26 protein-coding genes are annotated in these 25,653 nt (G+C 38.1%); 13 read left to right on the top strand and 13 right to left on the bottom strand.

Features of this window, described 5'->3' with window-relative positions; translation table 11 throughout:
* Positions 1-609 precede the first annotated feature (609 nt).
* The 4 genes from IM793_RS02105 (at position 610) to IM793_RS02090 (ending at position 5,843) form a co-directional block, all read left to right on the top strand.
* Positions 610-2,397 carry a hypothetical protein gene (locus tag IM793_RS02105; RefSeq protein ID WP_193419510.1) on the top strand — a complete coding sequence of 596 codons (1,788 nt, stop codon included), beginning with the start codon at positions 610-612 and terminating at the stop codon, positions 2,395-2,397.
* Between the two features lie 67 nt (positions 2,398-2,464).
* Positions 2,465-4,279, top strand: coding sequence for a hypothetical protein (locus tag IM793_RS02100; protein WP_193419509.1), 1,815 nt, complete (start codon positions 2,465-2,467; stop codon positions 4,277-4,279).
* A 50-nt stretch (positions 4,280-4,329) separates the two neighbouring features.
* Complete coding sequence (locus IM793_RS02095) at positions 4,330-4,887, top strand: LemA family protein (protein ID WP_193419508.1); 558 nt, start codon at positions 4,330-4,332, stop codon at positions 4,885-4,887.
* Positions 4,887-5,843 carry a DUF3137 domain-containing protein gene (locus IM793_RS02090; RefSeq protein WP_193419507.1) on the top strand — a complete coding sequence of 319 codons (957 nt, stop codon included), beginning with the start codon at positions 4,887-4,889 and terminating at the stop codon, positions 5,841-5,843. Before IM793_RS02095 ends, IM793_RS02090 begins: the two co-directional genes overlap by 1 nt.
* Before the next feature lie 237 nt (positions 5,844-6,080).
* On the opposite strand, the gene IM793_RS02085 is transcribed toward IM793_RS02090, so the two are convergent.
* The 7 genes from IM793_RS02085 to IM793_RS02055 all read right to left on the bottom strand — a co-directional run bounded on the left by IM793_RS02085 (position 6,081) and on the right by IM793_RS02055 (position 13,929).
* Positions 6,081-6,446, bottom strand: coding sequence for a response regulator (locus IM793_RS02085; protein WP_193419506.1), 366 nt, complete (start codon positions 6,444-6,446; stop codon positions 6,081-6,083).
* 19 nt (positions 6,447-6,465) lie between these two features.
* The gene (locus tag IM793_RS02080) at positions 6,466-7,050 is read right to left on the bottom strand and encodes a chemotaxis protein CheB (RefSeq protein WP_193419505.1); all 585 of its coding nucleotides are present in this window, start codon (positions 7,048-7,050) and stop codon (positions 6,466-6,468) included.
* Entirely contained in the window at positions 7,035-7,850 is an 816-nt protein-coding gene (locus IM793_RS02075) for a protein-glutamate O-methyltransferase CheR (protein ID WP_370629753.1), read from the bottom strand. Before IM793_RS02075 ends, IM793_RS02080 begins: the two co-directional genes overlap by 16 nt.
* 6 nt (positions 7,851-7,856) lie before the next feature.
* The gene (locus IM793_RS02070; RefSeq protein WP_193419504.1) at positions 7,857-8,228 is read right to left on the bottom strand and encodes a two-component system response regulator; all 372 of its coding nucleotides are present in this window, start codon (positions 8,226-8,228) and stop codon (positions 7,857-7,859) included.
* A 14-nt stretch (positions 8,229-8,242) separates the two neighbouring features.
* On the bottom strand, positions 8,243-11,827 hold the full coding sequence (locus tag IM793_RS02065) for a response regulator (protein ID WP_193419503.1): 3,585 nt from the start codon (positions 11,825-11,827) through the stop codon (positions 8,243-8,245).
* Positions 11,828-11,845: 18 nt separating this feature from the next.
* Positions 11,846-12,979, bottom strand: coding sequence for a cell wall metabolism sensor histidine kinase WalK (locus tag IM793_RS02060; RefSeq protein WP_193419502.1), 1,134 nt, complete (start codon positions 12,977-12,979; stop codon positions 11,846-11,848).
* 104 nt (positions 12,980-13,083) lie between these two features.
* A complete protein-coding gene (locus IM793_RS02055) occupies positions 13,084-13,929 on the bottom strand; it encodes a neutral zinc metallopeptidase (protein ID WP_193419501.1) in 846 nt (281 codons plus the stop codon).
* Between the two features lie 377 nt (positions 13,930-14,306).
* On the opposite strand from IM793_RS02055, the gene IM793_RS02050 reads away from it, so the two are divergent.
* Both IM793_RS02050 and IM793_RS02045 read left to right on the top strand, forming a co-directional pair.
* Complete coding sequence (locus IM793_RS02050; RefSeq protein ID WP_193419500.1) at positions 14,307-14,984, top strand: hypothetical protein; 678 nt, start codon at positions 14,307-14,309, stop codon at positions 14,982-14,984.
* A 2-nt stretch (positions 14,985-14,986) separates the two neighbouring features.
* On the top strand, positions 14,987-15,382 hold the full coding sequence (locus IM793_RS02045) for a hypothetical protein (protein ID WP_193419499.1): 396 nt from the start codon (positions 14,987-14,989) through the stop codon (positions 15,380-15,382).
* A 94-nt stretch (positions 15,383-15,476) separates the two neighbouring features.
* Here IM793_RS02045 and gltX read toward each other — a convergent pair whose 3' ends face one another.
* On the bottom strand, positions 15,477-16,985 hold the full coding sequence (gene gltX / locus IM793_RS02040) for a glutamate--tRNA ligase (RefSeq protein ID WP_193419498.1): 1,509 nt from the start codon (positions 16,983-16,985) through the stop codon (positions 15,477-15,479).
* Between the two features lie 225 nt (positions 16,986-17,210).
* Between gltX and IM793_RS02035 the strand changes: the two genes are divergently transcribed.
* The 3 genes from IM793_RS02035 to IM793_RS02025 are packed head-to-tail and all read left to right on the top strand — an operon-like array spanning position 17,211 to position 19,321.
* On the top strand, positions 17,211-18,419 hold the full coding sequence (locus tag IM793_RS02035; protein ID WP_121285252.1) for a HAMP domain-containing sensor histidine kinase: 1,209 nt from the start codon (positions 17,211-17,213) through the stop codon (positions 18,417-18,419).
* Entirely contained in the window at positions 18,400-18,909 is a 510-nt protein-coding gene (locus IM793_RS02030) for a DinB family protein (protein ID WP_193419497.1), read from the top strand. Before IM793_RS02035 ends, IM793_RS02030 begins: the two co-directional genes overlap by 20 nt.
* Positions 18,899-19,321 (top strand): hotdog fold thioesterase, encoded by a 423-nt coding sequence (locus tag IM793_RS02025; RefSeq protein ID WP_193419496.1) that lies wholly within the window; start codon positions 18,899-18,901, stop codon positions 19,319-19,321. The genes IM793_RS02030 and IM793_RS02025 overlap by 11 nt, the downstream gene beginning before the upstream one ends.
* A 160-nt stretch (positions 19,322-19,481) precedes the next feature.
* Here the strand turns inward: IM793_RS02025 and IM793_RS02020 are convergent, their stop codons facing one another.
* On the bottom strand, positions 19,482-19,844 hold the full coding sequence (locus IM793_RS02020; RefSeq protein ID WP_193419495.1) for a DUF6249 domain-containing protein: 363 nt from the start codon (positions 19,842-19,844) through the stop codon (positions 19,482-19,484).
* 137 nt (positions 19,845-19,981) lie between these two features.
* On the opposite strand from IM793_RS02020, the gene IM793_RS02015 reads away from it, so the two are divergent.
* The 4 genes from IM793_RS02015 (at position 19,982) to IM793_RS02000 (ending at position 22,700) form a co-directional block, all read left to right on the top strand.
* Positions 19,982-20,548 carry a Crp/Fnr family transcriptional regulator gene (locus tag IM793_RS02015; RefSeq protein WP_193419494.1) on the top strand — a complete coding sequence of 189 codons (567 nt, stop codon included), beginning with the start codon at positions 19,982-19,984 and terminating at the stop codon, positions 20,546-20,548.
* 69 nt (positions 20,549-20,617) lie between these two features.
* The gene (locus IM793_RS02010) at positions 20,618-20,938 is read left to right on the top strand and encodes a multidrug efflux SMR transporter (protein WP_193419493.1); all 321 of its coding nucleotides are present in this window, start codon (positions 20,618-20,620) and stop codon (positions 20,936-20,938) included.
* 701 nt (positions 20,939-21,639) lie between these two features.
* On the top strand, positions 21,640-22,221 hold the full coding sequence (locus tag IM793_RS02005; RefSeq protein ID WP_193419492.1) for an RNA polymerase sigma factor: 582 nt from the start codon (positions 21,640-21,642) through the stop codon (positions 22,219-22,221).
* Positions 22,218-22,700, top strand: a complete 483-nt coding sequence (locus IM793_RS02000) for an anti-sigma factor (RefSeq protein ID WP_193419491.1) — start codon at positions 22,218-22,220, stop codon at positions 22,698-22,700. Before IM793_RS02005 ends, IM793_RS02000 begins: the two co-directional genes overlap by 4 nt.
* Before the next feature lie 97 nt (positions 22,701-22,797).
* Here the strand turns inward: IM793_RS02000 and IM793_RS01995 are convergent, their stop codons facing one another.
* The 4 genes from IM793_RS01995 to IM793_RS01980 all read right to left on the bottom strand — a co-directional run bounded on the left by IM793_RS01995 (position 22,798) and on the right by IM793_RS01980 (position 25,574).
* Positions 22,798-23,325, bottom strand: a complete 528-nt coding sequence (locus tag IM793_RS01995) for an alpha/beta hydrolase (RefSeq protein WP_193419490.1) — start codon at positions 23,323-23,325, stop codon at positions 22,798-22,800.
* A gap of 80 nt (positions 23,326-23,405) precedes the next feature.
* Entirely contained in the window at positions 23,406-23,597 is a 192-nt protein-coding gene (locus IM793_RS01990; RefSeq protein WP_025141747.1) for a cold-shock protein, read from the bottom strand.
* 104 nt (positions 23,598-23,701) lie between these two features.
* Entirely contained in the window at positions 23,702-24,628 is a 927-nt protein-coding gene (locus IM793_RS01985) for a hypothetical protein (RefSeq protein WP_193419489.1), read from the bottom strand.
* A gap of 70 nt (positions 24,629-24,698) precedes the next feature.
* Complete coding sequence (locus tag IM793_RS01980) at positions 24,699-25,574, bottom strand: phosphodiester glycosidase family protein (RefSeq protein WP_193419488.1); 876 nt, start codon at positions 25,572-25,574, stop codon at positions 24,699-24,701.
* Positions 25,575-25,653: the final 79 nt, after the last annotated feature.

Below are 25,653 nucleotides of genomic sequence, written 5' to 3'. Positions count from 1 at the left end.
GTTTAAATGTTTACAGTATGATTATGATAAAACAGTAAGCAGGCCCTATTAATCTACATTTTTACATACTGATAACGTTTTTTGGGAATGTACGGTTCTATGCTTTTGGAAGACTATAGCCCCGCTTCTGCCCCAATTGAAAAAATTGTGGCATCCCGCTACGGTCGGGTTTAGATTATAGCTGTTTTTGCTACTATGAGGGTTTTTCCGTACCACAGGCCTAACCAATTTAGCCCTTGGCGAAAGCGCGGTACCACAATGTTATTAAGTTAAGCCCTCGGCTTAGGTAGGCATAATTTAACCACAGATAAAAAGGATGCACACAGATATAAAAATCAGTGTTTATCTGTGTACATCTGTGGTTAAAAACCTTAAATTGATGATATTGATCGGTACCCTGCAGGCCAGGAGGTACGACGGCCGAAGCCTACAAGCGTAGCACAGGAACAAACGATGTTACTTATCCTGCCCTTGCGCTCCCAAAAAACAACTTTATTAATAAAGCATCCAACAATACCTCCTCTTTGGTCTTTCTGCTTTAGTTTTTTGCCTTGCCACTAAAAAAACCTTTCGCTCTTCTATATGTTACCTATTGATAAGCCATAATAAATGACAGCTCAACATAGAAATAAAATTTGGATCTGGATAGGAAGCATATTCGGCATATTGATCTTAATAGTTGCATTTGGGGCTATGTTTTTAAGCGCCAGATGGAAGCCGATATTGACCGAAAAAATTAAGGCGGGTGTGTATAATGGCTCCCATCATTTATATAGAATAGATTTTAAAAGCATTAACTTAAATGTAATTACTGGTAGCTTAGCCTTGCGCGACGTTGTTTTAACACCCGATACGGCTGTTTTTGATAGCTTAAATAAAAAACAATTGGCTCCCGCCCATACTTTCGAACTTAAATTAAAGAAACTGCAGATTAGCCGTGTAGGCATATTAACGGCCTACTTTAAAAAGCGGATAGATGTGAAGGAAATCCTTTTACAAAAGCCATCTATCAACATGATTTTTAATAAAGTAACCAGGAAACCAGGCAGCATAAAAGATGAAAAATCGCTTTATGAGCAGATTTCCAAAACCTTTAAATCGGTACATGTTAAAAGCATCAAAATTATAGATGCAGATTTTGATTATATCAACAAAACCGCTGCAAAAAAAACCAAAAACTCGATCAAACACCTTGATATTAACATCAATGATTTCTTATTGGATTCGCTTTCAGGCAGTGATACAACGAGATTTTACTATACAAAAGATGCATCATTTCAGATTGCAGGTTATAAATCGATAACGAAAGATAAAATGTACTCTATGAAAGTGGATACCATTAAAGGCTCTACTGCATCAAAAAAAATAGCGGTTAGCGGATTTAAACTTACGCCATTGTACGATGAACTTACTTTTGCAAGAAAATACAATATTCAGAAAGACCGATACAATTTAAGCTTTGATAAAATAGAATTTAATGGCGTGGATTTTATTGGTTTAAATACCGACGAGAAACTACATGCAAAATCGTTGAAGATAGGCCCGGCAAATGTAGAAGTTTTTATGAGCCGCGAATCGCCACCGCCGCCGGGCTTTGATAAAGGCCAAAACTATCCACATATGGCATTGAAAAGGTTGAACATGCCCATCTTTATTGATACGGTAAAGCTGAAAGATATTCATCTTAAATATGCTGAGTTTAACCCTGCAAGTAAAAAAACCGGATCGGTTGACTTTAAAGCCTTAACAGGAAATATTTTAAATATAACCAACGATAGCTTACAATTGCTTAAAAAGAACCACGCCCTGGCAGATTTAAACACACTTTTAATGGGCACCGGAAAGCTGAATGTAAAAATTGATTTCAATTTAACCGATAAAAATGGCGCTTTTACCTACAGCGGGCGTTTGGGCAAATTTGATATGAAAAACCTAAATCCATTGTCTAAAGCGCTGGGGCTGGTTGAAATAGAAAGTGGCAACATACAACAGGTTGATTTTAAGGCGAACGGAAATTTAAGATCTGCAACGGGATCGATGAGTATGTTGTACACCAATTTAAAGGTGAAATTACTATCGGATAATATTGATGGGGAAGGAACAAAGAAAAAAGATTTCCTATCTTTTTTGGCTAACACCATTTTAGTTAAAGATGAAAATCCACAAAAAGGTGAAGCGCCAAGAACGGCAAGTATGACCAACACCAGGATTAATTCGGCTTCCTTTTTTAACCTGATGTGGAAAACAGTTTTCGTGGGGATAAAAGATATTGTAGGCGTTGGCGTAGTGCCCGAAAAAAATCCGGTAAAACAGCAAAAAGTAATTGCAAAAAAAATAAGAGAACAAAAACGGGCAGATAGAAAGGCTGCACGAAAAGCGAGGAGAGAAAAAAACTGACCTACATTTTTCAAATATATGTTTATAACCGTATATTGCTAATAAAACCACAGCCTTTCATTTTTTAATGCCTGATACCAGAAGATACCGTTATAAAGTTTTTAAATGGATTGCGTGTACATTACTCAGTGTTTTTATCGTACTTGCAGGTATAGCCTGGTTGTTAAATGTGAAGTCGCGCCCGATCTTAACCGATAGGATCAAAACACTGCTCTATAAATCAACCGATAGTTTATATACCATTAGTTTTACCAAGGTTTCTACCAATGTTTTTACGGGCAATGCCACTTTACAGAACGTAAAAATAACACCTGATACCAATCGGTTTAAGCAGCTCATTGCCTTAAAAAGAGCGCCAAACAATTTATATACTGTTTCTTTAAAAAAACTGGTGGTGAAGCGCTTCCACCCGTTAACCTTATACCGCGAAAAAAAACTGCAGGTAGAGGAAATCATATTTGATAAACCTAAGGTAACTATGGTTAATCAGCAATTTGCTTTTAACGAAGGTCGTGCGCCAAGGCCCATTAAATCACCTTACGAGATTATCTCCAAAAACCTGAAAGAGTTTAGCATTAAAACCATCCGTTTTAAAGATGTAAGCTTTAAGTATGTGAATAAAAATGTACCCAATTCGGTACCTTTCGCTATTGATGACCTTAACATTACGCTAACCGATTTGCTGGTTGATTCTACCTCTGCAGATGATCCGAGCCGGTTTTACCTGCTAAAAGATATCGTTATCAACCTGAATAACTATGTGTACCGTACGCCTGATAAAATGTACGACATTAAGCTTGATCAGCTTGATTTCAGGGCTACTACAGGTAGGCTAAGGATTAATAGCTTTGCGCTGGTTCCATTATATGATGAAATGAAATTCGGTAAGGTTGCAGGTTATGCAAGAGAACGTTTTGATATTGGCATGCGCGATATTATGCTCAACGGCATCGACTTACCGCTATACATCAGCAAACAGGAGCTGTGGGCAAAAGAAATGGCCATTGCTAACGGTTTTATATCTGTTTTTAACCAAAATGGGCTCCCGGGTAAACCACAGGAGAATAAGATCGGTAAATTTCCCCATCAGCTTTTGCAGCTTGTTCGTGCGCCTATTCTGATCCAGAAAATCCAGCTGAAGGATGTAAACGTTAACTATTCAGTTTTTAACAGTGAAAGCAATCAAAGAGGACGGATCAGCTTTGAAAACACCTCAGGAATTATAAAAAACGCCACCAACCTTGATAATATTAAGGCCATAAACCCAATCATGGAGGTTAACTTAAATACTTATTTATTTGGCCAGGGAAAACTTGATGTGAACTTTATGTTTAATCTTACTGCTAAAGATGGTGCATTCTCTTACCATGGGGTTTTACAAAATTTTAATGCGCGGATTTTAAATCAGATTACCAAACCACTTGGCCTGGTACGTATTAACCGGGGGAATGTAGATAAATTAAAGTTCGATTTTAAAGCAAACGATTCAGGCACAAAAGGAACGGTAGCATTTTCCTACTATGACCTTTCTGTTGCATTGATGAAAAATGATCCCGAAAAAGATCACCTGGTTACCCGCGGTTTTCTTTCTTTCTTAGCCAATGCTTTAATCATAAAATCTGAAAACCCGGGTGCAGATGGCAAGCTGGTACCTGTAACCGTAAATTACAGCAGGCCTTCAAATTCCTCTTTTTTCAACATGATCTGGAAGAGCCTTTTTACAGGCATAAAATATAGCATCGGTATTACGGAAGAAAAGCAGAATGAAGTACGTGAGCATATTGCAAAGTTTAAAGCCATGCGGGCCAATCATATCCAAAGGAAACAGAAACGGTTAGAGCGCCGGATAAAGCGTGAACGGGAACAAAATGAAAAGCGATAACATGTTGTAACCTTTTCTTATCTTTATTCTCTAAACCTTAAACTAAAATTATGATTATTGCCCTCGTTATTCTCGGTTTTATATTTATTATCGGGATTTTCTTTTACAACTCGCTTATTGGGAAGAAAAATCAGGTAACAAATGCCTTCTCGGCCATTGATGTAATGCTTAAAAAACGGTTCGACCTTATTCCAAACCTTGTTGAAGTGGTTAAACAGTATACTACTTACGAGCAGGGAACCTTAACCAAAATAGTTGAACTGAGATCAAAAGCAGGCGCACCAAATATCAGCAATGCAGAAAAAGCAGATTTAGATGCACAATTGAGCAGCAATGTGAGGGGCTTAATGGTCAACATTGAAAATTACCCTGATTTAAAAGCCAATACCAATTTTATTAACCTGCAAACCACCTGGACGGAAAGCGAAGAACAGATTGCCGCTGCCAGAAGAACCTATAATGCTTCGGTAACGGATTACAACAACTCGATTATGATGTTTCCAGGCAGCTTATTTGCCGGAATGCTGAACTTTCAGCCAATAGCTGTTTTAGAAACCGCAGCAGAAGAACGTCAAAACATCAGCGCAAAAGAACTTTTCAATAACTAATGTCGTTCGATATTGCAAATAATGTAGCCTTACAGCAAGTTTTGGCTACAATGGAGGTAGAACGCAAAAGAATTGCGGGTACCCAAACCAAAGGCTATATTTTTATTGTTACTGGTATTGTGCTTGGCATTTTGGGCTTCGTTTTGGGTTTTCCTATTCCTGCTGTAATTGCTGGCCTAATACCTATCATTTATGGTAGTGTTTTGTTTTTCAAAATCAACGATTCTCTAACAACTTACCAAAATTCCTATAAAACGAATGTAATTGGTGCTGCCCTTAAATTTTTAGACGAAAGTTTATCGATTAATCCCTACCAGGGAATTGAAGCTTCGGAGTTTATGTACACACAGCTGTTTAGTAATGAGCCTGATCGTTACAAAACAGAAGATTTAGTAATGGGATGTGCTGATAAAACCCGGTTTTACTTCGCTGAAGTACATGCTGAATATAAAACAGTAACCCAAACAAAAGATGGAACCCGAACAGAGTGGCACGACATTTTTAGAGGGATCCTCTTTGCTGCCGATTTTAATAAGAAATTTAATGGCGTAACCATCGTCAGGCCAAAAGACCTCGGAGCAGCTTTTGGTGCATGGTTTTCAAAAAACCTGTTTTCTTTTGGCAACAATGACGTTATCCAATTAGAGAATGTAGAATTTGATAAGACCTTTGTAACTTATGGTTCGGACCAGGTCGAATCCAGGTATATCCTTACACCTGCCCTGATGGAACGGGTATTAAACCTCAATCATCAAAGCAAGTATAATATCAGTTTATCCTTTATCGAATCGAGGATGTATATCGCTTTTCCCCTTAACCGGAATTACTTTGAGGCACCTATTTTTAAATCTTTACTAGATCCGGAAACTGTAAATCAGGATATTTCTACCATAAAGTTTATGTATGATATTGTTAAGGAGCTGGATCTGAATACAAGGATTTGGGGTAAGGAATAACAGATAGGGTATTCCCAAGAATTAAAAAAAAGTCGTCATCTCGATCCGATAGCTATCGGATGGAACGCAGTGAAATGGAGAGATCTGCCACGATAGATTTCTCGACTTCGTTGCACTCCGCTCGAAATGACGACAATTCGCGTGGAGCTTTATATCGGAAGTTTAGCAAGGCCAGGGCCCAGACTTCCGAAGTTTTCCCGGCACATGGGCCTCTTGAAACTTCGTAAGTCTTCGGCGCTAACTTAAATGTTTTTTAACAATTTCTTCGAGTGCAGCAATATCAAATGGTTTCGACAGGTAACCATCAGCGCCAGCTTCGTCGGCTAATGAAGAAATATCATTATTGGCCGAAAAATAAATTACCGGAATATGCTTTAAATCAGAATGGCTTTTTAAAGCTCTGGTAGCCTGTATTCCTCCCAGATCGGGTAACCAATTATCCATAAAAATTAAATCGGGCATATATGCTGCAACCTGTTCTTCTATATTATTGGCATTTTCAGATGTTTTTATCTCATACCCGGCATCTTCCAAAATAAATGTACAGAGATCAAGGATATCCCTATTATCATCAAAAACAAATATTTTTTTTGTAACTATCATATTAACCTCCGAAAAGCAATTAATCATTTAACTTATTTATATAATCAGCCATATCGTGGCTATCCAATATTATATGCGGCTTAACATTAATAACCGCCTGTTGTGGCATATAAGGCATTATAGCCGTATTTGGATTCTGTATAACTACGCTACCACCATAATTGTTTACCCTTTTTAACCCCTCTACCCCATCAGCATTAGACCCTGAAAGTAAAATACAGACCAGTTTTTCTTTAAAAACCTCAGCTGCTGATTGAAAGGTAACGTCAATTGATGGTCGCGAATAGTTTATTTTTTCAGAGTAATCTAAAGAAATACTTCGGTCTTCCTCTATCAGCATATGGTAGTCTGCAGGCGCTATAAAAACTTTACCCGGTATTAAAAATTCCTTCTCCTCTGCCTCACCAACGGCCAATGTTGTCCGCGACTTTAATAAATCGGTTAACAGAGATTCGTTGCTTGCCTTGCGGTGAACCACTATTATAATAGGGAAACGAATATCGTTGCGTAAGGCAGGAAAAATTTCGAGCAAAACATCTAAACTACCGGCCGAACCGCCAATAACTAATGCACTACAAGTGGTAGAACCTACAGTTTCCGCCATATTTTCTCCATTTTAATCCTTTTGTATTCTTTAGCCTTCGGCCAAAACTCCAAACTTTCTTTGCTGCCCAAAGCAAGATAACCCAATTTTTCTATACTACCATCAAATAGGTTAAATACTTTGTGCTGCAATTCTTTATCGAAATAAATTAAAACGTTTCTACATAAAATTAACTGAAACTCATTAAAAGAATGATCAGATGCCAGGTTATGGGTAGAAAAGATCATCTTCCGATTTAAACTTTCATCAAATTTGGCCAAAGAGTAGTTCGCGGTATAATAAGTAGAAAAATCTTTTAAGCCCCCTGATTGCAGATAATTTTCGGAATATTGCTTTAAATAAGTTAATGGAAACATGCCTTTTTTTGCTTTTTCCAAAACCGATGGATTAATATCAGTAGCATAAATGAGTGATTTATGAAGCAAATTAAGTTCTTTTAAAACAATAGCAAGCGAATAGGCTTCTTCTCCGGTAGAGCATCCCGCCACCCAAATCCGGATAAAGGGATAGGTGCCGAGTACAGGAAGTACATCATTCCTTAAAGATTTGTAAAAGGAAGGATCGCGGAACATTTCGGTAACATTAACCGTGATTTCCTCTAAAAAACGTTTGAAGTATTGCTTATCTGTTCTAACCGTATAACGAAATTCGGCGAAACTCACAAAATTATCCAGTCCGTAGAGGCGTATAATCCTTCTTTTGATCGATGCATGAGAGTATTCCAGAAAATCATAACCGTGACTTTCTAAAACGTCATTCAACAGGATTTCAACCTGTTCGTTATCTATCACATCACTTATCACCTGCTATTTTGTAAAATTTTCTATTTGCGTTAATAACTCATCAACATTTATCGGTTTTGAAACATAACCCGATGCACCGGCGCTTAAGCAACGCTCCTTATCACCCACCATGGCCTGGGCGGTTACGGCTAACACAGGTATATCCTGCATTTTAGCCGATTTCTTCATCACAGTAATAGCTTGATAACCATCCATATCCGGCATCATCATATCCATTAAAACAATGGCAACATTATCGTGCTTTTCTAAAATAGAAAAACCATCTTTGGCACTTATAGCAGATAAACAATCAAAACCTTTGGCCTTTAAAACAGCTTTTAAAGCAAAAATGTTTCGGTTATCATCATCAATTATGAGAATTAATTTTTGAGGCATAAAAATAAAATGGGTTATGATGTATGATGATTTTCGTATAACCAAACTCTTAATAACGAGATCAGCTGATCCATATCTACTGGTTTGCTGATGTAATCGGATGCTCCTGCAGCAATACATTTTTCACGATCACCCATCATCGCTTTTGCGGTAACAGCCAAAATTGGCAGGTTGCGGTATTTGATATCCTGTCTGATGGCTGTTGTAGTTTCATAGCCATCTAGTTCCGGCATCATCATATCCATTAAAACAACATCAATTTCGGGATTTTCATTTAATAGTTTCAGGGCTTCCTTACCATCAATGGCGGCCACTACTTTCATCTGGTGCTGCTCTAACATTTTGGTTAAGGAGAAGATATTGCGCACATCATCATCCGCTACCAGAACCGTTTTTCCAACCAATACATCCTGTAGTTCGGAAAACTTTTTAGGTGTTTTGTTTTTCTCCTTGCTTTTTTCTTCTACCAAGTGCAGGAACAGGCCTGCTTCATCCAGAATACGTTGATATGAATGTGCCGTTTTTACCACAATTGAATCAGCATATTGTTTAATCCTGTTTTCTTCTCCTTTTGAAAGGTTTTTGCCAGTAAAAATAATGATTGGTAAGTTCTCTAAACCAGGTGTTTTCTTCACCACGTCGAGTGTTTCGTAAGCATGCTTATCCGGAATGCCCATATCTAAAATCACACAGTTAACCTCTGGCTTATGCAAGGCAGAAACACCTTCGTTTACCTGGTTGACAATTTCCGTCTGGATATTAAAATTGCTTAGAAAATAACTTAACGCCTTGGCATGCTGTTCATTTTCTTCTACAATAAGTACTTTTTTCGGATGACGGCTTAAGGCATGCTCCAATTTTGAAAATATCTCTTGCATGTGCTCAAAGGCAAAAGGTTTATTAATAAAATCTACCGCACCTTTTAACAAGCTTTCTTTCTTAACCTGCAAAGAAGACATGATGTGTACCGGAATTGGGCGTGTTGAAGGATCCGATTTCAGCTCTTCCATTACCTGCCAGCCATCTTTAACAGGGAGTTGGATATCCAGTAAAATAGCAAGCGGCTTAAAAGTCTTCGCCATTTCAATCCCTACATCACCGCGAACAGCAACCAAACCTTTATAGTTTCTTTTGCGTGTAAAATCTAAAAGTGTCTTAGCAAAAGGCGTATCGTCTTCAACAATAAGAATTACCTTATCATCAGGTTGAATGTTATCGCGATCGTCCTCAATTTCTTGTGGAATATTGTTAACCGTTAAATGGCTAACTTTTTTTACCGGAGCCTCTAAGGCCATTACAGGTTTCTCTGCTTGGGGTACTACACCTTCAAAACCTTTATTTTTATCAATGGGTAGGGTAAGTGTAAAAATACTTCCTTTCCCCTCCGCGCTTTTTAAATCAATATATCCGCCCAATAGTTTGGCCAGCTCTCTGCTAATGGAAAGCCCCAGACCTGTGCCCCCAAACTTACGCCGCGTAGAGCCATCGGCCTGTTGAAAGGCTTCGAATACCATGCCTTGCTTTTCGGGCGCAATACCAACACCTGTATCGGTAACTTTAAATACCAGTGCACCTAATTTTTCATTTGTATTGATATTCAGGGTTACAGTACCTACCGTAGTAAATTTAATGGCATTTGAGAGCAGGTTTTTAATAATCTGCTCCAGGCGCATTTTATCGGTATGAAAAAACTCAGGAACTTCTGCCGATTTTTCGATCACAAAGTTCAGGTTCTTATCTTTAGCTAAAGGATTAAATAGCGAACGCATGCCGGAAATGATCTCGTCAACCTGAATATTTGTCCGGTCGAGTTCCATTTTACCTGCCTCAATTTTAGAAAGATCCAGAATTTCGTCGATTAAACTTAAAAGGCCCTGACCAGAGCTTTGAATAACCTCTGCATATTCCTGGTGTTCGGGATCCATAGCCTCATTTTCGGCCATTAATCTTGATAATAATAAGATGGAGTTGAGTGGGGTTCTTAACTCGTGCGACATATTGGCCAAGAATTCTGATTTATACCTTGTACTCAGTTCCAGCGCTTCTGCTTTTTGCTGAATCTCAATATTCCGTTCCTCAATCAGTTCATTTTTTTCTTCCAATAAGCTGCTTCTTTCTTCCAGCTCCTGGTTACTTTGCAACAGTTCTTCTTGCTGTACACGTAATTCTTCTTCACTGGCCTGAAGTTTCTGTGCCTGTGCTTCAAGCTCTGCATTTAAACCTTCCAGTTCATTGTGCTGAACCTGCAGTTCTTCTGATTGTGCCTGTGTTTCTTCCAACAATTGCTGCAGTTTTAGCCTGTTCTGTGCGCCTAACAATGCGGTACCCACATCAGATAAAACCAGGTTTAAAAAGTGCAATTGCAGATCGCTGTATTTACCAATTGTACCTAATTCTAAACCACCTATTGAAATTTCATTTCTAATAATTGGGAGCACAATTACCTGTGCTGGTTTAATATTTCCAGTGGCATGCGTAATGGTTAGATCGTTCTGCGGAACATCATCCAACAATATTGGCTTACCTGATTTAACCGCCTGGCCAATTAAGCCCTGGCCAAGTTCTAAACTTTGGGTTAGATCTTGTTTCTTTAAAGCATATTGCCCCTTTAAGTGCAGGTATCCATCATCTTTAAATAAATAAATGGCACCTACCTGGCTCTTGGTATAATTAGCCAAAAATTCTATAATATCTTCTGCCAGATGAAAGACGTCCTTTTCGCCAACCATTTTCACGTTCAGGTTAGCAACGCCTGTTTGCAGCCATTCATTCTCTTCCAAGGTATCGAAAGATTTTTTCAATGAATATGACATGGTATTCAGCGACTCAGACAGTTCGCCGATATCATCCTGGGTTTGGCTATCGAGTTTTACGCCATAATTGCCATTAGAAATTTGATAGGCAATTTCCTTAATGGCAGCAATACGTTTCTCCATCTCGTATTTTTTATCTTCAATTTCCTGCTGAAGTTTAACACGTTCATCAAAATCAATTGATACTCTCCGATAAAAAAACAAAGTGATAAGAATAGCAAGGAGCGCTGCAATTAAAATCAGAATCGGGGTATAAGAGGTAAGTTTATTTAATTCGTTGGTTCTTTCTTCCAGGAGCCTTTTCTCTTCGGTTACTATTTTACTTACAACACCCCTGGCCTCATCCATATAAACCTTGCCCTGAAATAAAACAGTCGGATCAATAACCCCGCCTAAAGTTTTAATCTCTATGGTGGATTTAATGATATCTAATCTTTTAAAAAGAATATTTTTAAGTGTTGCTATATTTTTTTGCTGAATACTATTATCTTTTGTATCAAGTTCAACTTTCTTTAGTATCAAAGCAGCCGAATCGCTGGCACCATAATACGGGGTTAAAAATGTTTTATTCCCGGTTAATAAAAAACCCCGCTGACCTGTCTCGGCATCTTTTAAATAGGATATAATATTCTCAGCATTTAAAATAACCTCGTCGCTATGTTTAACCAGGTCGGTGCTTTTAATAAGGTTGCCGATACTTACATAAGAGGCCAGCGAACTGATAAATAGAATAATTAGCGATAAGCCAAGGCCTAAACGTAAATTACTTTTAAGAGTTGTTTTCATTATATGGATTAAGGATAATTAAACTTGATTTTTAAGGACTTCTTCTTCTGTAGTAGGGATAATAAAATAAAATTCAGAACCTTCATCCGGCACACTGTTTACACCGATTGTGCCTCCATGACGGTTAATGATTTCTGAACAGATATACAAACCAATCCCCAGCCCGTTGAAGCGGTTACTGTTGTCTTCTACCCGATAAAATTTATCGAAAATTTTATGTTGCTGTTCTTTTGAAATGCCTATTCCAAAATCTTTTACAGCCAGGTAAAGTTTTTCATCTTTAATGTGTGTGGTTACATTAACCTGATTGGTACCCGGGGCATATTTAATGGCATTGGTAATAAAATTGATGACAACTTGCTCCAGACGCATCTCATCACCGAATATCATTTCGTCTGTTTTACCCTGTTTGCTGATCTTAAAACCGGGATTAGATTGCTGCAACATTTCTATCGCATTATTTACCATGTTATCAGCACAAAAGCTTTTCATGTTAAACTTCATCTTTCCGCTTTCAATTTTTGAGATATCGAGCAGATCGGCAATTAATTCGTTTAGTTTCTCGAGTTGGATACTCGCCTTTTCGAGATGATTCTGGGCCATAGTTTTATCATCCCTGTTAATACTACGCTGTAACAACTGAATATATCCCTTCACACTTGTTAAAGGCGTTTTAAGTTCATGGCTGGCTATGCTGATAAATTCGTCTTTTTTATGTTCGGCCTGTTTCCTGAATTCAATTTCTTCGAGCAGTTTTTCCTGTACCTCGTTAAGCTTTCTATTCTGCTCATAAATGCGATAAAACGTTTTTATTTTAAGGAGCAGCACATTAATATCAACTGGCTTGGTGATGTAATCCAATCCACCGCTCAGGTATCCTTTGGTAATAAATTTTAACTCCGTATTTACTGCTGAAAGAAATATAATGGCGGTATCTTTTGCCTTACTAAAACCCGAGATGGCTTCAGCTACCTCAAAGCCATCCATATCAGGCATTTGTACATCAAGAATAATCAGGACATAATTATTTTTTAAGACTTTTTTCAGGGCTTCTTCACCAGATGATGCGGTATCAACCTCAAAATTGTGTGCCTGGAGTACTTTCTGTAACGAGATCAGGTTTTCGGGCCTGTCATCAACTATAAGGATCATCTTTATTAAAACAAATAGGGAGCCGGGATAATTAGTTTGGTTTCGAGATAAAAATCTCATTAACTGTAAACAAACAGTTCGCTTTTAAAAAAGTTTTGATTTTTTTATAAATTACTTGAATTAAAAGTATCTCCCTGTTTAATATCTCCCGTTTCAAAGCCTTTTTTAAACCAATACATCCGCTGTGCAGAGGTACCGTGGGTAAAAGAATCGGGTTGAACTTCGCCTGTTGCCTGTTTTTGCAATTTATCATCGCCTATAGCATTGGCCGCCGTTAGCGCTTCTTCTATGTCACCTTCATCCAATTTAAAATCTTTAAGGTTCTGAGCATTGTGCGCCCAAAGTCCGGCAAAAAAATCGGCCTGTAATTCTAATTTCACTGATAAGCGGTTATATTCTTTTTCGCTAACCTGACCACGTGCCTGGTCTAACTTTTCCGAAATTCCCAATAAATTTTGAACGTGGTGGCCAACTTCATGTGCAATTACGTAGGCCTGGGCAAAATCTCCGGCAGCACCAAAACGGTTTTTTAATTCATCATAAAATGATAAATCGATGTATACTTTATGGTCGCCAGGACAGTAAAAAGGACCAACCGAAGATTGCGCATAACCACAGTTGGTTTGTACACCATCTCTAAACAACACTAATTTAGGATTTTCATAAGTTTGATTCATTTTTTGAAATTCCTGCTCCCACACTTCTCTGGTAGATTGCAGAACGTTGGCTACAAAGCGACCTTCAGCATCTTCTGGAACGCCAGTTTTTGCTTCGGTTTGCTGCCCGGTACCTTCCCCCGGCAATTGACCAACTAATCCTGTCAAATCTTTTCCGAAGATAAGCCCCAATACCACTACAATGATACCGATACCACCACCCAGGATTGTTTTGCCGCCACCACCAGACCGCCTGTCTTCTACATCTTCACTGCCTTTACCAAACCATTGCATAATTTAATTTTTTAGTTTAATGATTAACCTTAATTATGGGATAATTGTTATGCTAAAGTATAAATTATTTTTATTGATTTTTTCTTTTGGATTGTGGCTAATTAAAATTGTTATTATAATCCAGTTACAGATTTTTTAGTGGTTTTAATTGCGACTATTTTAATGCCGCTTAAAAAGCGGCCACAAAGTTTATATCTCCTAAAATGTCATGTATATTAGTTTATAAAGTAATTGAAGATAATTAAGCGCCAAGAGCTAGAACATCTTTGCTTTTGGCAAGAAAACATAAGCGTTAAAATACTTTTATTATAAAAGTATTTGTTAACTTTAATAGACCTCTAATTAGGAAGACAATAATACCATTAATAAGTCAATCTATGGTTAATACATGGGAAGTACTCAAGCATGGGGAAAGATTAATTGCAGCAATTGAAACTCCACCAACAGTAAGAGATTTATCTTTTAATAATAGAATTACCCCTGCATTTGACATGCTTTTTGTTCAAAGTCCAAATGGCAATTATATCTTGATCATTTATATGAGAATAAAAATAATTTATACAGATCGGACTAATCAATATTGGACTTTTATAGATAAAGATACTTTTGAAAAGAATTTCAGGGAAAAGGTTAATAAAAAGTGGGGTTCATCAAATATTAAGACGTTATATAATTTGAGTAGTAGGAAGACTATTTCATTAGACTTCAGGTTTTCACTTAGCAGAGCCTCCACATTCACTTATAACCACTGGACTTTAAATGTAGTAAAATTAAGGAAAGGTGAATGGGCGCAAAGTTATGTTACAAGCAGTTTAAGAACAGGCGATTTTGACAACAATGATTTCGACTACGTTAAAAAAAGTGCCAGAACCTATCAAAGGGGAATTATTCATGAGTTTGGCCATATGCTGGGCTTAGGTGATGAATATAATTTAGGTGTACATATTTCAGATTTAGAATCTGTAATGAATTCTGGCGAGACGATAAGACAAAGACACCGTATGGTATATATGCCATGGCTCGAAAAAACGTTAAGAGATAAAAATATACATTAATCATGAAAGCAAAAATATTCTTTATTATCATCTTATTTTTGAATATATCTTGCCGCCAAAATAAAGATACTATGGCATCAAATGAGAATACGAATACATCCTTTAAAGTACAATGGGATCAACTAAAAGCTGAAAGAGATAAAAAAAAGGAAAAAAATTTGGTTGTTAAATTTATAAAATTAGTACAGGAAAAAAATTACGGGATTGCCAACCCAACCTATGTAAACTATAACGGAAAAACAGCCCCGCTGTCCAATCTTTTTGACGATGAAAAACCTGATCAGTTGAAAGGTGTTAATATTGAGATATTAGATAGAAAAGGTATAGCACCCAACGAGAAACTTGGCAATTGGAAACCCCTTGATTATAAATCTGCTATGTTATTTCTGCAGGAATAGCCTAGGTTATCTTCCATTTTAGAAAAAAATCAAATCCAATAAAAGATGCTATCCCATGATATGAGATAGTATCTTTTATTTCCGCCAAATTACACTAGCTATTAAAAACAGCTATTGCTTTTGCTATTCTTGCTTTAGTTTCTTCTGCGCCCAACAATAAGGCTATATCGAATACCCCTGGCCCAAATTTACCACCCACCAGCATAATGCGGAAAGGCAACATCAATTCGCCTGGTTTAAACCCTTTTTCTTCAGCTAAGGCTTTAAAAGCGGCTTCGGCAGAAACAGCATCAGCTAATGTTAAGTTATCGGCAAAACCATTAAAGAAATCGGCTTTTTCGACTGTCCACTTTGGTTTTACCGAATTCACATCATATTCTGCCGGTGAAGTAAAGAAATAACTACTCTGCGCCACAAAATCTGGCAATAAAGTACAGCGATCTTTAATTAAGTCGATAACCGTATTTAGAAAAGTATCATCTTTAACTTCAATACCTGCTTTTTCGAGCTCAGTTTTAACGCCAGGTGCTAAACGTTCGGCGCGCTCCGCTTTGATCCACTCGTGGTTATACCACTTGGCTTTTTCGAAATCGAATTTAGCACCCGCTTTACTAATTCTTTCTATCGAGAATTTTTCTTCCAGCTCTTTTAATGAGAATAGCTCCTGGTCAGTTCCATCATTCCAGCCTAAAAGCGCCAGCATATTAATAAAAGCTTCGGGCATAAAACCCATTTCTTTAAATCCTTTGGTTATATCGCCTGTTTTAGGGTCGGTCCAATTCATGGCGTAAACCGGGAAACCTAAACGGTCGCCATCACGTTTGCTTAATTTCCCATGTCCATCTGGCTTTAAGATTAAAGGCAAGTGTGCCCATGCAGGCATTTCTGCTTCCCAACCTAAATATTTCCAAAGTAAAATATGCACCGGCGCAGAAGGTAACCATTCTTCTCCCCTAAAAGCATGACTAATTTCCATTGCCCTATCGTCAACTACAACAGCCAAATGGTAGGTTGGCATTCCGTCGGCTTTTAACAATACTTTATCGTCAACCAACGAGGTTTCAAAACTTACGTCACCACGGATTAAATCATTAAAATGCACAATTTCATCGGCTGGCACCTTAATACGGATCACGTGTGGTGTTTTAGCCGCCAATAAATCTTCAACTTCACTAATGGTAAGGGTTAAAGAATTACGCATCTGCATACGTGTGGCCTGCCCGTATTGGAAATTTGGAATTTCTTTACGTTTGGCATCTAAATCTTCCGGTGTATCGAAAGCATAATAAGCATAACCATCGCTAATTAACTGTTCGGCAAATTTACGATAACTTGGTTTGCGTTCGCTTTGGCGATACGGGCCATAAGCGCCTGGGCGTGCAGGACTTTCATCTGGCGTAATACCACACCAATCTAAACAGTTTACAATATATTGTTCTGCGCCTTCTACAAAGCGATTTTGATCAGTATCTTCTACACGAAGTACAAAAGTTCCATTATTTTTTTTGGCAAACAAATAATTGAACAATGCAGTGCGCACACCGCCTAAATGCAAACCTCCGGTTGGGCTTGGGGCAAATCTTACTCTAACTTTTTTATCCATGATTAAGCAAAGAGCAGGGAGTTATCAGCTTAGAGCCATGGTGCAATCCATGCTCAATGCGCCATGCACTATGCTCGGTACAAAGATATATTTTTCATCCATTTTATAGCGTTTTCATCTGTGATGAAGCTATCATGCATTCAAAATGATTGTTACACGGTTGTGAAAAAGCATAATGGTTTTATGTTTTTTCCGTTTTGTTATTGTAATTTGGCTAGCTAAAGCATGAATCCTTATCAAAAGAAACGCCGTTGGAAGTTTTTCCTTCTCATTTTTGCCATCTTAATTGGCATTGCATCAGTATTTTACACCGATTCTTTTGTAAAAAAAATGGAACGTGAAGAGGCAGACCAGTTTCACCTTTGGGTGCGGATTCAGGAACGGGCCATGTTTCTTTATGACAATGATGATTACCGTGATGTGGTGGAAACCGTAAGAAAAAATACGAAAACCCCCGTAATCATGATCGATTCTGCCGGAATGATTACTTCTTTTTTTGGCTTAGACAGTACTAAAACCAATTATCCCGTTGCAGATACTAAACTCACTTACGATAGTTTATATTTTGTACGGCAGTTGAGGCAGATGAAAGCCCAGCATCCACCGGATGAAATGAATATTTTTGGCAGAAAATTTAAGGCGTACTATCGCGACTCTTTCATTTTAACGCAGTTGAGGTATTTCCCCTACATTCAAATGGGGGTTATCTTCCTTTTCCTTTTAACCGCTTATGCGGCATTCAGTTCTGCACGGAAAGATGAACAAGATCATGTTTGGGTAGGTTTAGCCAAAGAAACCGCACATCAATTGGGTACACCGATATCATCGCTCATGGCCTGGACAGAACTGATGAAATCTAAATTTGACGCAGAAGATGACCCGTTGATTGCCGAAATGGAGAATGATATTAAACGATTGGAAATTATTACCGACCGTTTCTCGAAAATCGGTTCAAAACCTATACTTGAAGACCATACCGTTTACATTGTGGTGAGCGATTTTATACGTTATTTTAAAGTACGCACTTCAGACAAGGTTAAATTTAGCATTACTGGCGATGAACAGGTAAGGGCAATGTTAAACGTTCCATTGTTTGATTGGGTGATTGAAAATCTTTTAAAGAATGCGGCAAACGCCATTGAAAACGAAGGCTCTATTTCCATCAATATCATAGAAAACTTAGCCAAAGAGCAGGTTTTTATTGATGTGAGCGATACCGGAAAGGGTATTCCAAGATCTAAATTCGATGCGGTTTTTCAACCAGGCTATACCACGCGTAAACGTGGCTGGGGCTTAGGTTTATCGCTCACCAAACGGATTGTAGAAAATTACCACAGCGGAGAAATTTTTGTGAAAGACTCAGAACTGGGTAAAGGCACAACTTTTAGAATAATATTAAAAAGCAGTTTAAGATATGAACCGACCACAGCCTAACGAATATCCTACTTGGGGCGAAACCTATATCAATAAAGTTGATGGAGATATTTTCGAAATTTTAAACGACCAGGTTCAAAGTCTTCCGGCATTGTTCAGGGCGAACGCCGATAAAGCGGATTATGCTTATGCCGAAGGTAAATGGACACTAAAAGAAATGTTAGGCCATATTACTGATACTGAACGCGTTTTTGCTTACCGGATTACCTGTTTTGCACGAAAAGAACAGCAGCCTTTACCGGGTTTCGAGGAAGACGACTATGTACTGAACGCCCGCTTTGCCCAACGCGATCTGGAAGACCTGATTGAAGAGTTTATTGCATTACGAAAAGCCAATTTATACCTTTTTAAATCTTTAAACGACGAAGAATTAAACAGAAAGGGAATTGCTTCAGGCAGAGAAATTAATGTAAAATCTATTTTGTTTATTGCGGGTGGCCACATTATCCATCATGTTTCTATTTTAAAAGAACGTTACCATGTGGTTTAAAAACTTCACCGTTGATGAATTGAATAATCGCCCAAAAAATCATTTGGGTGCACTACTCGATATCCGTTTTAAAGAAATTGGTGAAGATTTTCTTGTTGGCACCATGCCTGTTGACGAACGTACGCACCAGCCTGCAGGCATACTGCATGGAGGCGCTTCGGTAGTTTTGGCCGAAACACTGGGCAGCATTGCTTCTTACATGTGCATAAACCCTGAGAAATATGTTGCTGTTGGTTTAGAAGTAAACGCCAACCATTTACGGCCTGTAAAAAGCGGTTTAGTTAAAGGAATATGTAAACCTTTGCATGTTGGGGCCAAAACGCATGTTTGGGAAATTAAGATTTATGATGAACGCGGAAAGATGAATTGCATTAGCCGTTTAACGGTTGCGATTATTAATAAGCCGCAATAATCTGCAGTCAGATGTTACCATCTGACTATTACTTAAATTTAAAAGCAGGTATCTAATGCCTCAAAACACCAATTGTCAGATGGCAACATCTGACAATACAAGAATCAAGAGAAGTCAAGTTTAATAGCAACAGCGCTATAAAACTTGACTTCTCTGCTGATTAAAACTTGTTATTGTCAAGCCATTTCTTTTCTACCACATAAGAAACAATTAATCCAAGTCCGCCAAAAATTCCAATGCAACCAAAATAAATGGCTACCGATTGTCCTTCTTCGGCGTTTGTCATATTACTACCGAATACACCCCTAACGGTAAATAGCGCCACCAGCAAACCTATTCCTAAGCCAACCAACAGCAGACCGAACTTTAAGCTTAAAAACGGTTTTGGTGTTGCCTTGTGCACACCCGGATCTATTCCCCGTTCGATCATTGCCATTTTTTCTTTGTTTGACAGATAGCGGATTCCAAATACCATTGCGAATGCTCCTAAAAAAAGCGAGATGGGAACTAATATACCTTCCATGATTATAATTTTTTAATTTGTAAATATTCTATTGTTTAATTGAACCGTGTTCTGTGTATTATGACTACATCCTTTTTAATCAGGTTACACCCTTGCTGAAAAAAAATTGATAGCTTTATCAAACATTCAAAATTCCCTTGTACAGTCAGTTAAAAAATATAGACATCTTTAAGCCACTCACTAACGAAGCTTTAGAAAGATTAGCTGCTGTTTCCAAACAGGTAGAACATCCGAAAGGAACGATTTTAATCCATGCAGATAAAACCGAGCCTCATTTCTATATCCTCGAAAGGGGTATTGCCAGAGCTTACTCCGATGGCGAGAACCAGCAGATAACCTTTTGGTTTGGACAAAGTGGTGCTGTTCTTTTTTCTTTTAACAGCTATATTAACAATGGCCCTGGGTATGAGAATATTGAACTGTTGGAGCACTGCAGTTTAATTCAAATCAAGCTAACTGATCTTTTTTTGCTTTACGATAAACATTTAGAAATTGCCAATTGGGGCAGGAAAATTGCAGAACAGGAATTAATTGCAACTGAAAGAAGATTAATCGACAGGGCTTTTAAAGGTGCCGCAGAACTTTATCAGGATTTTGTAGATCAATCTCCCGAGTTGATTAAAAGAGTAGCCTTAAAACATATTGCCTCTTACCTGGGTGTAACACAGGTTACCCTGAGCAGAATAAGAGCTACCCATAAATAAAATTATTTTTTAACATTTGTAAAATGTTGCCCGATAAATGTGCCTTAAATTTGCAGAAACACATTTATCATGAACTGGATTATCTTAATTATTGCCGGCCTTTTTGAGGTTGGCTTTACCACCTGCCTTAAATTATCAAACAATTTTTCGAATATAAAATGGAGCGCAGCATTTTTTCTCTGCATTACCTTAAGCTTTTTATTGTTAAACAAAGCCACCCAAACTTTACCCATGGGCACTGCCTATGCTGTTTGGACGGGCATTGGTGCCGTAGGAACGGTAATTATTGGGATTTTTTACTTCAATGAACCGGCAACCTTTTGGCGGATCTTTTTTATCTGTACCCTGATCGGTTCTATTGCCGGCTTAAAATTTTTCGCTTCGAATTAGTGGATAACTTGCGAAGTTTAGGAGCCCCTGAGCAAGGCAAAACTTCGCAAGTTTAGCCTGGGCCCAGCGCAATGTCTGTGCAAGTTGCGCTTTTGCCATTCCTTGGTTGGTGGCCCACCAACCAGTAAAATACACAAAAAGTGTCATTTCTTTTTTGGAGCACAATGCTGGTGCAAGAAACCAGCTTGGTTCCCGTGTTCCGCTTATACGCTTCGGCTTCGTACCTCAGCCTGCAGGGTAACACTTCACCCGGGGCTAAATGGCTAAAACCGTATTTCATTTTTAGGTTTTTCAAGGCGCCACAACTTTGTGCGTAAACCTGATGGCAGCCGCGAAGAATGAGGGCTACAGCGAACAGCAGGACTACCCTCCGCTATGAAAAACTGCACTTTCGTTTCCAAAAACCTAAAAAATGCAGTTCCGTCATATTGTTTTCTTCCTGGAGCGCAATACCCGTGCAAGAAACCAACCTGGTTCCCGTGTTACGCTTATACGCTTCGGCCTCGTTCCTCAGCCTGCGGGGTAACACTTCACCCGGGCTAGTTAGCAGAAACAGTATCTCATTTTTAGGGTTTTCAAGGCGCCACAACTTTGTGCATAAACCCGACCTTTCACTTCGAAAAATCTGGCTACTTACAAATAATAAATTAAATAGGTTTCACGTGTAACCTGTTTATCTTTAATGTAGTCTTAAGCTAAAGATGGAGCAAAAACCTACAGATTTAGAGCTGATCCAAAAAGTATTGAACGGTGAAACCGATCAGTACGCTTTATTGGTGAAACGCCATCAGCGATTTGTATTTACACTAGCTTTAAGGTTTTCCAAAAACAGGGAAGACGCCGAAGAAATTGCGCAGGATTGCTTTGTAAAGGCATATAAAGCATTAGGCACCTTTAAACAAACGGCTAAATTTAGCACCTGGCTGTACACCATTACCTATACTACGGCCATGACTTTTTTAAGAAAAAACCGTTTAGATACCACATCAATACATGATGAAGGTACCGTTTTACAGCTCGAAAACCAGACTTCCAGCTTTAACGCTAATGGATATGAGCGACAGGATAGCCATGCTTTTTTAAATAAGGCCATTGCCCAGCTTTTACCAGATGATGCGGTTATTATTACGCTGTTTTATAAAGGCGAACAGAGTTTAGAAGAAATTGGCGCAGCATTGCACATGGAATCCAACACGATAAAAGTAAAGTTGCATAGGGCCAGGCAAAGACTTAAAGAAAAATTACAATATTTGTTAAAAGATGAAGTAAAGGAGTTACTATGAACACAATAGAACAACAGCTTTGGGATTATATTGATGGGAATTTAGATGAATCCTCGAAAAAAGCCATCGAAGAAAAAATTGCATTAAATGCTGAGGTTAAATCGCAGTACGAGGATCTGTTAAAACTTAATTTAGTATTTGACGGGATGGACCTTGATGAACCCTCTATGTCTTTTACCCGAAACGTAATGGAAAGCGTTGCCATTGTTCCTGCACCGGTGGCCATGAAAACCAAGGTGGATAAAAAGATTATTTACGGTATTGGCGGCTTTTTCGTGATCTCTCTGCTAGCCTTATTGGGTTATATATTTTATAACGTTAACCTAGAAATGCCCAAATTTGATTTGAAGGTGAATCTAGACTTCAACTTAGAGAAATACATTACACCTTCGGCTATTTATGCTTTCCTTTTTGCAGATCTGGTGATTGGATTAATTTTTCTCGATCAGTTTTTAAGGAAGAAAATTGCTCAGAAGTAAGATAGCCTAAACAGTTCACGCAGATCAAAATGATTTACGCAGATTTATATTCATCTGCGCCTTTAGCGAAATCTGCGGGAACTCAGCAAGATAAATTTTAACCCAGAGTTTTTAAAATCTCCAATCCCTTTGGCCACTCACCAAAGCCCGCGGCGGCATTAATATGTCCGGCATTACCGATATTAATAAACTCACTTCCCCAATTTTCGGCAAAAAACTCAGCCCTTTCTAACGTTACCCATTCATCATCAGTACTGGCTACAACAATGGTTTTAAAGTAGATCTTATCCAAAGGTACACGATCAAAACCAGGCGTATCAAAATTGTACTTTGGTGCTTCTATATCACTCGGCGCAACCAATAAGGCACCTTTAATTTTCTTTTGGTAAGCTTTTGCCCAATTGGCAATGGCTGTACAGCCTAAACTATGACCGATTAAAACCACATCATCCAAATTATATCCGGCGAGTGCCGATTCTATGTTTTTAATCCAATCCTGATTTGCTGGTGTATCCCATTCCTTTTGGTTAATGCGGATAAAATGATCTCCTGATTTTTCGAAGTACGTTTGCCAATGGTCCGGGCCAGAATTGCCTAAACCAGGAATGATGAAGTAATAAGTCATGATCTGTGAGGTAAAAAAACTAAAATAAAAAAGGCCGCCATCACAAGAAAGCAGCCTTCTCTGTAAATATGATAAATAAATTAAATTACTTTCACATTAACGGCGTTTAAGCCTTTTTTACCGTTAGCAACTTCGTACTGTACTTTGTCGTTTTCACGGATTTCGTCGATAAGACCTGTTGAATGAACAAAAATTTCGCTATCTCCATTTGCAGGTACGATAAAGCCAAAACCTTTAGTTACATTGAAGAATTTTACTGTGCCTTCTTGCATTGTATTAAATATTAAAATTAAGTATGCAAGGTAAGTTTTAATTTTTAAAATCAAAATAAATTTTAACATTTTTTTAACGTTAAAATTTTGTAAATAGCAGATTACTAAGGCTTTTTAATTGCCTTCCCAATTATTGTTAAAGTAATTTCACTATTATGCGGAATCCCGAGTGTTGTTCCCGGGGCCACATCAAAAAGGTTTCTAACATAAATATCGGCTATTCCCTGGGCCACCTTTTTTTTTGCTTCAGCATTCTCAGGAAGCACGTTATAAACCGTTTTTACATGGATTCCTCCTTGAAAATCGACAACCGCAGCAACCTGGTAAGCGAAATCTTTATAAGCCCTGTCCATCCGGATAATATATTGTGGAAACATATAATCGTAAGCCTCGGTTCTGTTATTCGTTCGGTCTACCGTACTGATTTTTTCGACCCTTACAATTTTGCTTTTAGGAATAAATTGAACCGGGCTTGTAGCGGCAAAAGCACTATCACTATTGGCGTTAACCTGAGCAGATCGTTTCTCTATAAAAGCAGTATCGGCCTTGGTTGGTTTTTGCAGATCGGCAGCCTTGGCTTTCAAATTATTTTTAATATAATCCTGTGCATAAAAAGTCATATTTACATCCGAACGGACATCTGAAGCGATTACTTTTCCATCAACCTGGATCCGCTGAAAAACCAAACTATCTTTACTGATGTGTTTTACCTTAAAAAATTCGGCTGCGAAGTTATATACATTTCCGTGATCATACTGCAGGTAAAAATTCTGCATCCTATGTTTCTGCGGGCTCCAGGCCGACATCGTGTCTTCTTTAACTACCTGGATTATCCACGAAGGCTTTTGCATAAACCCCTCCTTATTGAAAGAATACCCATCTTTAAACCGGCGTTTTACTTCAACATAACGGATGCCTTTAACAGGTTCAAAAGTAAAATCCCGAAGTGTCGGATCGCTGGTTTTAGTACCCATTTTACAGGCACTGAGCATGAGCACAAAAAAGGAAAAATATATTGTATTTTTAATCATTTTAACAAAAATATTGGGCTAAAATAAGTTTTTTTAATCAGAGCTAAACATGCTTGTTATAGATAGGGGTCTACCTTCTGGTTTGTTTTTTCACCAAGATTACATTAGCAACTTTACGCTGCCCCTCATGGTTCCATTTTTTATTATCAGTTGGGTAGTTGACAACACCATTATCGGGCATTCCGTTTACCCACAAAGTGGTAGAGCCACCGCCATCGAAATTTATAGCAGAAGTACATCCCAACCAACGCATTAATTTGGTCAGTTCGAACAAACTCATGCCCGCTGAATTTTCGTTTCTACCATCAACAGTCAATAAAATTACCCTTCCGTTCGGTTTTATACCCAGGCAGGTACGGGGATGGCGTAAGCGGTTAAAACCAGTGGTATCTAAAGTCTCATCAACATGGTTTAAAGTTAATAACGGGCCGTTTAGTAAAACATTTTTTTCACTCAGCTTCGTTTCCCAATCAGCTGATCCATCCCATTTTTTGATCGAAATTTTTCCGTTTTCAATTACCACCGCTGCTTCCTGATGCCTGGCCCTATTTCCGTTTTTATCCAGGCGATTGGTATTAATGGTTTTTTCATTAACGCGAACAAAATCTACCGATCCTCCATTTTTTACATCGAAAAAATTGCCGTTTACCGCAGCAATAGCCGTATCTCTTAAACCAAAATTACTGGTAGTGATGAGTTCCTTTTCTTCTGCACCAATGGCAAATAAAGCCTTACGTCCGGTGTTTTTTATTTCTAAAAACGAAATATTTTCATTAGCAGCGAAAAGGTTTTTCTGATCAAAATGATGCTGGAATAAAATTACCTGTTTGGCAATTCTGTTTTTATTCCATTTAGCTTTTACAAGGGTAATAGAGTCGGCATTTTGGCCAAAGGCTAAGAAACCCGAAGTGAATAATATGAGTGCAAAGAAGAGTTTTTTAAGCATAACCTTATTTTGGTATAAAATTAAAAAACTGCTATGTGGTTTAAGTTAAAACATCAAGAATTATACAATATTTTAAACC

Source organism: Pedobacter sp. MR2016-19, from assembly GCF_014947265.1.
Classification (GTDB): domain Bacteria; phylum Bacteroidota; class Bacteroidia; order Sphingobacteriales; family Sphingobacteriaceae; genus Pedobacter.
This window is presented reverse-complemented; position numbering and strand designations above follow the sequence as displayed.